The following is a 12,814-nucleotide window of genomic DNA, read 5'->3' on the forward strand; positions in this document are numbered from 1 at the left end:
GATAATAAAGAAAACATCATAGTGGCTAAAAGCCACATTGAGGGATGATAAAATTTGATAAAATGCTATTCGGGATATTAGAAACATTATTACCCTAGAAAAGGTAGTATTTACCGCATCCCATATCCATTGAATTATGTTTTAATTTTTATATACCTTTTTAGGACAAGTAAATGATACTTTAAGGTCAAGGAACGGAGGTTAGTTTTGCTGCATAAAAATTGGTTGATTGAACTCCGAAAATCGAAAAAAATGACACAAGAAGAAGTTGCCGCAGCTGCGTATATTAATAGAGCTTATTATTCACAGATCGAAACAGGAAAGCGTACTCCTAGTCTCGATGTAGCTATTAATATTTCACAGGTACTGGGTTTTGACCCATTCATGTTCTTTCAAGATCATTTTCATGCCCGTACACCGGAAGATGATCTGAATTATTCCATTTGCGCAAGTTTTAAAGCAATTGAGAACAGCAGTATCGTATACCTATATAATCATCCAGAAAGCTATCTTCAAAATGTGATTTCTTTTCTTATAACTGCCGTCGAAAAAGAAATCCATTGTTTAATTATTGATGATGATAACAACATACATCATATTCATAAGCAGCTTGAATCTCTTTTTTCTGAAAATAAACATTATAAGAAAAATTATATTCATATAATAAGTAGGCAACAAATTATAAATAACAACCATAAACGGACCGTTGAGACATTCCTTAACCTCCAAAGGCAATTCCAAGCCGTTCGTATATGGATAAATGAACAAAAGTTTAATGAAAATGATTGGCTTCGCACCTTGGAAAACCATTTAAATCAGAAACAATTAGCAAACTTTGAAAATGTATTTCTTTTACGTTCATACAATGCGTCGATGATTTCAGCGAAAGCTAACATCACGATGATGAGGTTATACCCATATATAATGACTGATTTTGAAATCGTCTCTTCACCATTGTATAGCGCTAATAACCATTCAATTATTTTCCCTTCCCTGTTCATTCAAGATAATATGTAAACAAGGGTATCCCCCTTTATATCAATGAGCCATAGCACGAATTTTTAAATCCTTCAATGAAAAAGACATTGGAGGATTTTTACGACCGAAAGCATGTTAATTTGTCCTTTTCCAAAACACTGCATACGATACATTAGAGGAAATTCAAAAGAGGTGATCTCGTATGTATCAACATTGGTATTATCATTATTGGGGACACTATCCTCCCCCAACCTATGCCTACCCAAACCATGGTTATGGTCCGGGATTTTATCACATCGAGCCTAATCATTTCCATGCTCAACCAGGGCCCTTTGTCAGCTATCCAAACACCCCACCTGTTCATCCATCGCATAACCCTTCAAATTCAGGAAATATTCCCATATATCTCCTCACTTAAATGATGATTATGCATTTCTAATTGCTCATCAAGACATAATAATCAATCACAAACGAATCTAGGGAGTGAAATGATGGCTAACGATCATCAAAAGAAACAACAGAAAACCGTATTTAAAGATAATCAAGATATGACTCCAGAAGGAAAATTGCCAGGTGGGCGTGAAGATCGAAGTGATCAATTAAGAAAGGTGAATTCTGAGGACATTCGCTTCAAGAACGCGGATGAAATCTATGATGAATACTGAATGTATTCAGAAAGGTGCAGTATAAATGTACTGCACCTTAAATATACCCGTTAATGGAATTCACACCTTCAACTTCACTACTTTCCTCGTGATCCACTTTTCAATTTCAACGATCACAAAAACAGCGAATCCGATAACAATCGGGAACACCCAATATTCGGCATCGATTGGCACTGTACCTAAGGCTGTGTTCATAAACGGGATGTACGTGACGCCTAATTGAATGAGAATGAGAAGAGCGGAAACTAAAAAGGCGATTTTATTTGAAAAAAAGTCTTTATTGAAAACGAAATTTCGTTCGTTTCTACAGTTAAATAAGTGGAACAATTGAACCATGACTAAAGCTTGTAATGTAACCGTGTTGACAACCGCTTGATCATAACCACTTTGTATCAAATCAGCATTCATCGTCAAAATGCCACCACCAGCTATTAAAGAAACAAAGGCGATCCGAAAGATATAATAACCGCTTAATAACTTCTCATCTGGTTCACGTGGCGGGCGCTCCATCGTCCCTTGTTCTATTTTCTCAAAGGCAATCGCAAGTGATATCGTCACAGCGGTAACCATATTTATCCAAAGAATTTGCACTGGCGTGAGCGGCATCATCGCACCAAATAAAATGCTCGCGAAGATGATAAAAGATTCTGTTCCATTCGTCGGTAAAATAAATAGGATCGTCTTCTTTAAATTATCGTACACCCGTCTTCCTTCTCGGACGGCGTTGACAATCGTTTTGAAATTATCATCGACAAGAACCATTTCTGAAGCATCCTTTGATACTTCCGTTCCTTTTATGCCCATCGCAACACCGATATCTGCACGTTTTAATGCAGGCGCGTCATTGACACCATCTCCTGTCATCGCACAAATATGGCCTTCTTCTTGTAATGCTTGCACGAGCTGTAATTTATTTTCCGGGCTTGTCCGAGCAAAAATATCACACGACTTCGCTGCTGCGTGGAATTCTTCTTCCGTCATATCATCAAGGTCTCGACCTTCAATCGCTTGTACGTGACCGCTATTTTCATCTCCTATACCCATTTCCTTACCGATGGCTACAGCAGTATCTTTGTGGTCACCAGTAATCATCTTAACGGTTACGCCTGCTTTTTTACATTCCTCTACAGCGTAGATCGCCTCTTCTCGAGGAGGATCAATGATACCAGCTAAACCAAGCAAGGTCATTCCTGATGCGACATCTTCATGGTTAACATTTGTCTGCTCTTGAGGAACCTTTTTCATTGCTGCACCAATGATTCGCCGCCCCATTTTCGCATGCTTTGACATGACCTCTTCCCAAACGCTCCGTTCTTCTGAACCTGCCTTTAAACCAACCATATCGAAAAGGCGGTCTGGGGCACCTTTTACGTAAATCACCTTTTCCCCATCATCTTTTTCTACTAACGAAGCCATATATTTATATGAAGAATCAAATGGAATCGTAGCCATTCCTTCTAAGCGTGGGATGGGTTGATTCGCTTTTTCAGCAAGCGTTAACAGACAACTTTCCGTCGGCTCCCCAGCCGTTACCCACTCCCCATCTTCGGTTTGCTCTAAACTTGCTTCATTGACGGTTTTGACACATGTTAAAAAATCTTCTAATGTGTCATCCGTTTTAATATCTATTTCTTCCTCTCCATCTTGAATCTCACCATAAGGGGCATAACCAACCCCCGTAACTTTCAATTCTCTATCAGGTAAAATAACTGAGGTAACTGTCATTTCATTTTTCGTTAACGTTCCTGTCTTATCGGAACAAATCACAGAGACCGCACCTAGCGTTTCTACAGATGGCAAGTTCCGAACGATCGCTTTGTTTCTTGCCATCGTTTGCACACCTAAGGCAAGAATAATCGATAGAATCGCCGGTAATCCTTCTGGTATCGCCGCCACAGCCATTCCGATCACAGCGAGTAACAATTCTGCTGTCGCATAGTCATGGATAAAATAACCAAAGATAAACAACAAGACCGTCGCGACTAAAATAAATACAGAAATCATTTTGCCAAACTTCGCTGTTTGTTGTAACAATGGGGTTTTGATTTCTTCGACTTCTGCTAAAGACGTATTAATTTTTCCAATTTCCGTATAGGATCCTGTAGATATGACTACCCCTAAGCCAGAACCTGATGCAATTGTCGTCCCTGAAAACACCATATTGGTTCGATCCCCTAAAACGGTATCTTCATCCAAAACAGCCACGCCTTTTTCTACTGGAACAGATTCTCCTGTTAACGGGGACTCTTCTGCTTTTAAGTTATCCGCTCGAAACAGACGAATATCGGCTGGGATTTTATCACCAGGACTTAAAACAACGATATCCCCTGGGACAACGTCCTTAGCCTGGATCTCCATCCGCTTGCCATCGCGAACGACATTCGCCTTTGATGACAAAAGTTTTTTAATCCCATCTAATGCTTTTTCTGCTTTACTTTCTTGAATGTAGCCGATGGTCGCATTAATAATCACAACGAGCAGAATGATCGTTGTATCGAGGTAGTGGCCTAAAAAAATCGTAATCATGGCTGCAATGAGAAGAATATAGATGAGCACATCGTGAAAATGACGAATGAATTTCTTCCACTTAGGCTCTTTTTCTCCTTCCGGTAGCTCATTCGTACCGTATTTTTCTAAGCGCCCCTCGGCTTCTTCCTTTGTTAAACCTGTTTTTTTGTTGGTTTGAAAATGGCGTATCGCGTCATCTGCTTCAATATGGTACCACTTTTTCTCTTCCATGAGCTTCCCCTCTTTCATGTGCCCACCTTTTCTAGGTGTGGAAACGTGAAGTTACTGGCAAATTTTATGTTGATTTAGGGCTGTGATTGCTGACGTGAAAATAATGACTTTGATGTGAAATTTTGAGAGACAAGTGATTTCATGATGAAAGGCTGTCATGATCGTTAGTGGTGAGTTTTGTTTCACTTAAACATCGGGGATAAACCTTTGAATGTTTAAAATGGAAGCGCTCGAATTCGAGTGAAACAAAAAGATTTAATTAAATTATAATTGATATTTCAAGAAAAAGGTGGAAATTCAAAGAGTTTTCAAAATAATGTTAAAAATTTCACGTTAGCTATCACTTTGTTTTCTCACGCTATCATCTTGGTATATAATAGCCTTGCTGTTTTAAAGCTAGATAAGAGATGGTCATGCGTAAAACCATCGTTTGTAAACATACATAAGGAGTTTTATTGATGTTTTCTGAAGGTTCGCTATTAAGAAACCGTTCGTTTCTTTTCGTTTGGGTCGCCGGCCTTTGTGTGATGCTCGGCTTTTCAATGTTCTTTTTATCTGTATCTTGGTTTATTGTGGATGTATTAAAACAACAAGCCGTACTAGGTATCGTTCTCATGTCAATGTCCATTCCAAGGGTTATCATGATGATCTATGGCGGGGTTTTAGCTGACAAAGTAAGAAAGTCTCTCATCATGTTTGTAACGAACTTGATGCAAGTAGGGATTATGGTTGCATTGATTATTTTGTTTCTAAATGGCTGGCTCAACATGACTTCATTAATCGTGATTGCCTTAATTTTTGGATTTTTAGATGCATTCTTCTTCCCTGCTGTATCATCGATGATCCCAATCATTGTCCGAGAAGATCAATTACAGCGGGCAAATTCTTTATTTCAAGGTTCAACAGAATTAATGTTTATCATCGGACCACTCATTGCAGGTATTCTTTTAACGATTGGCGACTTTACACTCACCTTTTCGGCTTCAGCCTTCTTAATCTTTTTATCAGCAGTTTTTGTATTTCCACCGCTCATCAATGACCCGAAGCCTGATAGAACAGAAGATCAACAAAGTGCACTCAAAGACCTCAAAGTAGGCCTTCGTTATGTGAGACAATCGCAGATACACAGGACAGGTACGCTATCTATTGTGATTGTGAATTTATTTTTGCTAGGACCGATCCTCATCAGTTTTCCAATTCTCGTCGAAGCACTTGGCGGAACGCCCTTCGAACTAAGTTTATTTGAAGGCGGGTTGTCAGTTGGGACATTTTTAGCAAGTATTTTGATCGTCATTTGGAATGTGCAAAAGCAGCGAGGAAAGCTTGTATTCACTTCACTTTTAATCAGTTTTGTCTTGTTCATCATGTTTAGTCAATTTGAAACATTACCCGTTCTCGTATTATTAGCCGGGTTGACAGGGTTCGTGGGGATGTTTGTCTACTTACCAACCGTCACGATGGTTCAGGAAAAGACAGATAAAGATAAGCTCGGGAGGGTAATGAGTCTTATTACATTAGCTGCAAGTGGCTTTGAGCCGATCGCATTTGGGCTCATTTCAATTCTTGTGGCGATGGATTTGCCAATCCAAACCGTCTTGGCTTTATCTGGTGTTTTTGGCCTATTGCTGAGCTTTCTACTCGTTTGGAAAAGCAAAGGTTTTCGGCAGCTCGATTAGAAAAGACCCAACTGTTCGCTTTTAAACTGTTGGGTCTTTTACATGATTGGAGAGCTCGCCAATCAACTTCATTATACGTTTCACGATATCTAAAACAAGGTCAATCATATGTTATGATGGGAAGAGAATCACGTCACGGAGGGTGATCTATGAGCAACAAAATCATTTTATTCGATGGTGAATGTCATTTTTGCGACCGCAGCGTTCATTTTATTTTCAAACGTGACAAAAAAGCTGTATTTAAGTTCGCCTCTCTTCAAAGTGACATCGGCCAGGAACTTTTAAGAACGTATCACGCTCCTGCACATATCGATAGTCTCGTCCTCATTGACGATAAGCATTGTTATATCAAGTCAAGCGCTGCTCTTCATATATGTAAACATTTATCCGGTTTATGGAAGCTTTTTTATGGTTTGTTCATCATTCCAAGACCCGTCCGTGACTTTGTGTATGAGATGATTGCCAAGAATCGCTATAGGTGGTTCGGAAAAAAAGAGCAATGTTCTGTGCCGTCACCAGAAGTACGAAAACGATTTTTATCATCTGATAAATCCTACCAACAAAGGAGACGACAATGAACCCATATATTCGAAATATCGCCGTCATCATTTTTATCGTGATTTCATTTTTGTTGTTCAACAATTATTGGATTGGCCATGATTTTTACCTTATGCAAGCATTCTTCATTCTGATTGGAGTGTACGCTATTATTCTAAACATTCGTGCTTGGCAAAGCGTAAGAAAAGATACGTTTTGACAGTTTCGAATATCCTCGATCGACTTTCTCCTGTGACTAAAAACACCGCCCTAGAGCGGTGTTTTTTCATGATCTCGGATTACTGTTCTTTTAAATCATTGACAGATACACTTTGTTTTTGTTCTGGGTTATCAAGCGGATGAACGGTCGCTTTCCCTTCACTTTCGTCTACATGTTCAATAAATACTTTGTCACCATTGTACACCACATTGATCATGTCTTGGGTAGAAACAATTTCTTGTGCGCGTTGTGCATCCATAGAGATTACCTCCTGTAAACCTGTTTAATTAGTGAAAACATTACACAATTACTTTGCCCTGTTCACGGAAAAATATGTATGTTATCAAAATACATCTTCTAAAAATGAATGATAAAAAAAATCAACCGACCGATTGAATTTGCGCGAAAACGTGTGGTTTTTATTTATAGGAATCTTAAATTTCACGATAAAAAAGACCATCGAACAAAATGTGAGAAAACAAATTATAAGAGGTTTTTTCTTGATAAAATAACTATACAAAAAGATCTTTAAATATACGAGCGCTGACCACCATATATTCCACCCATGTTTATATTGAATGACCTTCTGTTTATGAAAAAAATTTTCAATAGCTGAGGCAGCTAGCACCCACCTTACAATGTAAAGTATACGTGGCCATAGTAACCTAGGACATCGAGATAAAAAGGAAAGAACAATCAACGGTGTAACGACCAATACATACCCCACTCTTATGAGCCGCCAATCAGACGAAAGAGGCATAAATTCCCACAGTAAGTGTCTCCTACATACCACATAATAAAGCACATTTATAAAACAAACATAAACTAAGTTTTTGTAAAATTTAGGGAAATTCTTAATATCGCCCCTTATTACATTAAAAAGAATGACGCCAAGAATTATGTATATATGCTTATGTTTCATGACCATTTCCTCCTTCACATCCACCTTTCCTTATTATTGATTACCCAATTACAGAATATGTATTTTCACACTCGACACTTCTCGCCTTTCAACTAAAAACACCTTACATGGTAAGGTTGATTCTTATTCACTAATAAAAGTCATGTTAGAGAATGACCTCCAACATGGCTTTTGCACGCCAAGATTATATGCCGATTTCATTCGCTTTTTGAGCAAGACGAAAGCTTGTTACAGCTAACTCAGCGAGTTTCACTTCATCATTAGGATGAAAGTTGTTGTTACTTCTTGGTAAAATGTCACACTCCCCATATTTTGATTAATCTGATTTCTTTTGTTCTTTTTAACAAAATTTTCCGCAGAATCCGAATGATAAATGATTTTTTTGAAATTATATACGGAAAAACCTTGTGCCTCTGAAATGATATGTTATAATCTATTCTACATTCAAAAAAAGCACTCGTATAAATGTGAGAATAAGGCTCACGCGTTTCTACCAAACAACCGTAAATTGTTTGACTACGAGTGAAGGATCTCTTAATGAATCTGACATATCTTTTCTTTATAGGGAGATGTGTGTCTATATTCATAAGATAGCATTTTAGCTCGAGATGATCGTTCACTCTTTGTTGAACGAACGTCTCGGGCTTTTTTTATTTAAAACATTCAAATTAGGGGAGAGAAAAATATGAAAACACTAAAAGATGAAATACTACAGCGCGGTGCTGTCCTTTCCGATGGCGTATTAAAAGTAGATAGCTTTTTAAATCATGCGATTGATCCGAACTTAATGACAAAAATCGGTGAAACATTTGCTGAACGTTTTCAAGAAGAAGGGGTTACAAAAATTTTAACCATCGAATCATCGGGGATAGCGCCAGCTTTAACGACTTCCTTGCAATTGCAGTCAGAGCTTGTGTTTGCCCGCAAACGTAAGTCTCTCACAATGCGTGATGATTTATATTCAGCAGAAGTCTATTCTTTTACGAAACAACAAGCAAGCGAAATCTCTGTCTCAAAGGAATTTTTACAACCGACAGACCGCGTATTAATCATTGATGACTTTTTAGCAAACGGGCAAGCAGCCTTAGGCTTGATCGATATCATCAAACAATCCGGTGCTTCTATTGCTGGCATTGGTATTGTGATTGAAAAGACTTTCCAGCCGGGACGTGAAATATTAGAACAAGAAGGGTACAAAATTGAATCCCTTGCAAGAATTGCTTCTTTAAGTGACGGAAAAGTCACGTTTTATACAGAAAAAGAACAGACCTCACAGTAGAAGGAGAAGATAGAGATGACTGGAAAAGCAAATGTTTACCCTTGGTTTAAAAAAGAAGATACCGATGCGTTCTTTGCGTTATTTCAAAATAACTTAGCTAACTTTGTCATCATCGCTGTCACGATGTTAGGACTTGGCTTTCCTACAAGTCTCGTATTTGGTCAAGTGATTCCAGGTGCAGCGGTCGCTGTTATTTTCGGGAACTTATACTATGCTTATATGGCAAACAGATTAGCAAAAAAAGAAAATCGCACAGATGTCACCGCGATGTCTTATGGAATTAGTACCCCTGTTATGTTTGTGTTTTTATTCGGGGTCCTCGTTCCTGCACATTCATTAACAGGCGATCCTGTACTCGCTTGGCAAATTGCCTTAGCTGCCGCCTTTCTTAGTGGCTTGATTGAACTGTTAGCAAGCTTATCGGGAAATTGGATTCAGCGAAACTTGCCACGCGCTGCGATGTTAGGGGCGTTAGCGGGGGTTGCCTTAACGTTTATTGCTGGTGAAATGATCTTCCATACGTTTGAAATGCCGATTGTCGGTTTGTTTGTATTAGCCGTCATCTTAGTCGGGATTGTCGGAAAGATCACCCTTCCTTTCCGCATTCCAACATCTTTATTTGCGATTGTCATCGGTACCGCCCTTGCATTTAGCATCGGCTACGTTGAATTCGGTGCCATTCGTGAAGGACTCAGTCACATCGGATTTTATCCACTCCTTCCATCTTTCGCCGTCTTTGAAGGACTGCAATACTTATTTGGTGGGATGATCGCTTTATTAGCGGTGATTTTGCCGATCACAATTTACAACGCTGTGGAGACGATGAACAATGTTGAAGCGATGTCTGCCGAAGGAGACAATTACGATGTCCGTGAATGCCAAGCAGTAGACGGCGTCGGAACGATGCTCGGCGCTGCTTTTGGAGGAATGTTTCCTACGACGATTTACCTCGCTTCTGTCGGCGCGAAATCGATGGGCGCAGGTCGTGGCTATAGTTTGTTAAACGCAGGCGTATTTGCCTTCGCAGCGATGACAGGGGTAATTGCCGCACTTTCGGAAATGATTCCGATCGCGGTTATTGCACCGATCTTAGTTTATGTAGGGGTCATGATGGTTTCATCTGCTTTTGATAAAAACGAGAAAAAATACTATCCAGCCGTTGCACTTGCCATGCTTCCCTACTTCGCCAACTATTTAATGACAAACTTCAGTAATGATGCACCTCAAGTTGTTTCAGACGTATCAACGGGCATCGTTCCATTAGGGGAAGGCGCGATGTTTACAGCGATTTTATTAGGGGCGATCACTGTCTTTATCATTGATCACGCATTTCATAAAGCAGCCATCTTCTCCTGCATTGCCGCGTTTCTAAGCTACTTCGGCTTCATGCACGCACCAGAACTCGCTTTTGGAGCAGCAACAGAATTTGCGATCGGCTACGTATTTATCGGTTTTTTCTTTATTGCCATTCACTTAAAAGAACCAAAACACGTAACAAAACAAGAACCAACCGCAGACATTCAGCCCAACGACCGCTTTTCTTTTCCTCATAGTAACGAAGAAAAAGCTTTTTAAAACGGCACCTTAAGCACCGCAAATCGCGGTGCTTTTTTTGTTACGAACAGCCATCCTACTTAATTTTTGTTATAATTAGGATGAGGTGAGAAGTCATGGAAGAAAAAACAAACGACCTATCCGAAACTGTCGAACAATTCCTTCTTCAGCAAGAACAACAAATGCAACCTAGCACACTGAAACGATACCGCTACGACTTAAATCACTTTAGCAACTGGCTCCAAGACCAATCACCTTTAGAAGAAGAGACATTTTCCACACAAATGATTGTACGTTTTCATGAAAAACTACTCGATGAAGATGAATATGCTGCAACAACGATACGCCGAATTTTTTCAGTATTAAAACAATTTATAACCTATGCTGACCCGAACAATCTAGATGTATTAGAAACCGTCGAAAATATTCTACAGAAAGAACCGTACGAACTCACGACAAATAACCATTCCTTCTTCACTGCAAGTGAAATCAAACAATTGTTTCGTATCATTGATACCGACATCGGATTAAGCGAACACCAACAAAAATACCGCCCGCTTCTCACAGACCGTAACCGAAGCATCATTTTATTGATCGTCTATTACGGTTTATCTGTACAAGAATTAGTGCAATTAACAATGAAAGACCTCCATTTTGCTAGACACGCGATTATCATTCAAACGCGCCTACAAAAAGAACGTGAAATTCAATTACACGTTGAGGACCAACAAATTTTATACCGCTATTATCAAACAATCCCCGAACCTGTCCGACCTGCCTATTACAGTGAAGACCCCTTTTTCGTTGCGTTTGACTACCAAAGAGGGACATTTCGCTGGGATTATGAAGTCGAAGGGCCTAAAGGGTTATCAGAAGTGGCGATTCAAAAAATGATTCGTAATGAAATGAAACGCGCTGGTATTTATCGAAAACGATCAGCCCGCCAACTCCGTCACTCCTACATTTTACAACGGATGATTGAAGGGGCTTCTAAAGAAGCTTTACGCGACGAACTGGCGTTTGTCACGACACAACCTTTAGATCGCTACGAATCGTTTATCGTAAAAAATCAAACAAAGCTTCCGTCTTACCTACTCGAAGATTTTCCTCGTATAGATCAAAAAGCGGTGGAATGAATCGGGATTTGCTACATTTCTCTTTTGCAGGCAATGAAGGGCGATTTTTTCACAAATAGCGGAACTCATGTCCGAAGAAAGCTCAAAAACTGCCTTTTTTAAGCGAATAACGGAATCAATGTCCGAATCGAACGAAACCATGAACGTGACTGCATTTAGCCAACCTGGCGCCGCCTCCTTTCACCCTCCGAGTTCAGTCAGAAATAACAAAGTTTACGAAAAAGTCTAGCAAAAAACAGGCATTAGAGGTTCACCTCTAATGCCCTTTTCAATGCCAAATTTTCATCTTGTCACACATCCGTTACGGGGGTTCATTTTATTTGCCATCAGTTTATTCTAGCTCTAAAGATCCACCTCTAACGTTTTCGCCATAAACAAGAGCTTATCTCGTAATTCCTCTGTTTCTTTTTCTAAAGGATACTCGATTCGTACAGTATACGTAACGCCTTGTTCCACAATCGTGAAAATATGAAGAACGTATTCTCTACCTATTAATCGTTCATTCTGTGATGTATCTTCCGGATGAGTCCCTTCCACTTTTAAATAGTAATCATAAACTTCTTTAAAATCAGGGTGTTCACTTAAGCCTATGTCCGAGACCGTTTCAACTGCATTGTGACTTTCCATGGCTAAAATCACACGTTTTTTATCATCTTCTGGTGTCGTGATTGTTTCAGACTCAACCTTTCTTATATCAAATTGCACTTCACCAAATGGGTGTTGCACGATTTGTTCATAGCAATCATCAGATATCGGTTCTACATATCCTCCAATAATATTGGGTTGATTCGGTAGATGGAGGTGACGGTCTTGTTCTGGCGGACATTCTGAAAACGAAGTCGCTGAAACGAGCCGAACGTGGTTATATTCAGTCTCATCTCCATACATCGTATAATCCTCTAACGATAGGTCTTCGCTTTCGGGAATATGTATCGATCCCCCATTTTTTAAATCGTATTTTGTTGTTTCTGGACCTTTTTGACCCAAATCCAGCATCTGCTCGTCATCTATTGGATCTCCCTGAATCGATCGCTCATCCTCATCACCTACACAAGCTGTAAAGAAAAATAAACTGACCAACAATAATAAGAAAAATCGTTTCATTCTT

General features: G+C 39.4%; 12 protein-coding genes and 1 riboswitch. Of the genes, 8 read left to right on the forward strand and 4 right to left on the reverse strand.

Annotated features, from left to right (window positions below; all coding sequences use genetic code 11):
* The first annotated feature begins 207 nt into the window (after window positions 1-207).
* Complete coding sequence (locus tag HNQ41_RS00505) at window positions 208-1,017, forward strand: helix-turn-helix domain-containing protein (protein ID WP_221301798.1); 810 nt, start codon at window positions 208-210, stop codon at window positions 1,015-1,017.
* A gap of 452 nt (window positions 1,018-1,469) precedes the next feature.
* Complete coding sequence (locus HNQ41_RS00510) at window positions 1,470-1,643, forward strand: hypothetical protein (RefSeq protein WP_184662453.1); 174 nt, start codon at window positions 1,470-1,472, stop codon at window positions 1,641-1,643.
* 60 nt (window positions 1,644-1,703) lie between these two features.
* Here HNQ41_RS00510 and HNQ41_RS00515 read toward each other — a convergent pair whose 3' ends face one another.
* Complete coding sequence (locus HNQ41_RS00515) at window positions 1,704-4,382, reverse strand: cation-transporting P-type ATPase (RefSeq protein WP_184662454.1); 2,679 nt, start codon at window positions 4,380-4,382, stop codon at window positions 1,704-1,706.
* Window positions 4,383-4,840: 458 nt separating this feature from the next.
* Here HNQ41_RS00515 and HNQ41_RS00520 point away from each other — a divergent pair, with 458 nt between their 5' ends.
* From HNQ41_RS00520 to HNQ41_RS00530, 3 genes are all read left to right on the forward strand, one after another.
* A complete protein-coding gene (locus tag HNQ41_RS00520; RefSeq protein WP_184662455.1) occupies window positions 4,841-6,058 on the forward strand; it encodes an MFS transporter in 1,218 nt (405 codons plus the stop codon).
* Between the two features lie 149 nt (window positions 6,059-6,207).
* Window positions 6,208-6,636, forward strand: coding sequence for a thiol-disulfide oxidoreductase DCC family protein (locus HNQ41_RS00525; protein ID WP_184662456.1), 429 nt, complete (start codon window positions 6,208-6,210; stop codon window positions 6,634-6,636).
* Entirely contained in the window at window positions 6,633-6,815 is a 183-nt protein-coding gene (locus tag HNQ41_RS00530) for a hypothetical protein (RefSeq protein ID WP_184662457.1), read from the forward strand. The genes HNQ41_RS00525 and HNQ41_RS00530 overlap by 4 nt, the downstream gene beginning before the upstream one ends.
* 79 nt (window positions 6,816-6,894) lie before the next feature.
* On the opposite strand, the gene HNQ41_RS00535 is transcribed toward HNQ41_RS00530, so the two are convergent.
* Window positions 6,895-7,074, reverse strand: coding sequence for a small acid-soluble spore protein H (locus HNQ41_RS00535; RefSeq protein ID WP_184662458.1), 180 nt, complete (start codon window positions 7,072-7,074; stop codon window positions 6,895-6,897).
* A gap of 84 nt (window positions 7,075-7,158) precedes the next feature.
* Window positions 7,159-7,743 carry a CBO0543 family protein gene (locus tag HNQ41_RS16900; RefSeq protein ID WP_425506939.1) on the reverse strand — a complete coding sequence of 195 codons (585 nt, stop codon included), beginning with the start codon at window positions 7,741-7,743 and terminating at the stop codon, window positions 7,159-7,161.
* Window positions 7,744-8,174: 431 nt separating this feature from the next.
* Window positions 8,175-8,276, forward strand: a riboswitch (purine riboswitch).
* Between the two features lie 146 nt (window positions 8,277-8,422).
* Here HNQ41_RS16900 and HNQ41_RS00545 point away from each other — a divergent pair.
* The 3 genes from HNQ41_RS00545 to HNQ41_RS00555 all read left to right on the forward strand — a co-directional run bounded on the left by HNQ41_RS00545 (window position 8,423) and on the right by HNQ41_RS00555 (window position 11,706).
* Window positions 8,423-9,016 carry a xanthine phosphoribosyltransferase gene (locus HNQ41_RS00545; protein ID WP_184662460.1) on the forward strand — a complete coding sequence of 198 codons (594 nt, stop codon included), beginning with the start codon at window positions 8,423-8,425 and terminating at the stop codon, window positions 9,014-9,016.
* A gap of 15 nt (window positions 9,017-9,031) precedes the next feature.
* Entirely contained in the window at window positions 9,032-10,591 is a 1,560-nt protein-coding gene (locus HNQ41_RS00550) for an NCS2 family permease (RefSeq protein WP_246421442.1), read from the forward strand.
* A gap of 95 nt (window positions 10,592-10,686) precedes the next feature.
* Complete coding sequence (locus HNQ41_RS00555) at window positions 10,687-11,706, forward strand: tyrosine-type recombinase/integrase (protein WP_184662461.1); 1,020 nt, start codon at window positions 10,687-10,689, stop codon at window positions 11,704-11,706.
* Window positions 11,707-12,048: 342 nt separating this feature from the next.
* Here the strand turns inward: HNQ41_RS00555 and HNQ41_RS00560 are convergent, their stop codons facing one another.
* Window positions 12,049-12,810, reverse strand: a complete 762-nt coding sequence (locus HNQ41_RS00560; protein ID WP_184662462.1) for a hypothetical protein — start codon at window positions 12,808-12,810, stop codon at window positions 12,049-12,051.
* Window positions 12,811-12,814 lie beyond the last annotated feature (4 nt).

The sequence above is a fragment of the Texcoconibacillus texcoconensis genome (genome assembly GCF_014202575.1).
GTDB classification, from domain to species: Bacteria; Bacillota; Bacilli; order Bacillales; family Salisediminibacteriaceae; genus Texcoconibacillus; species Texcoconibacillus texcoconensis.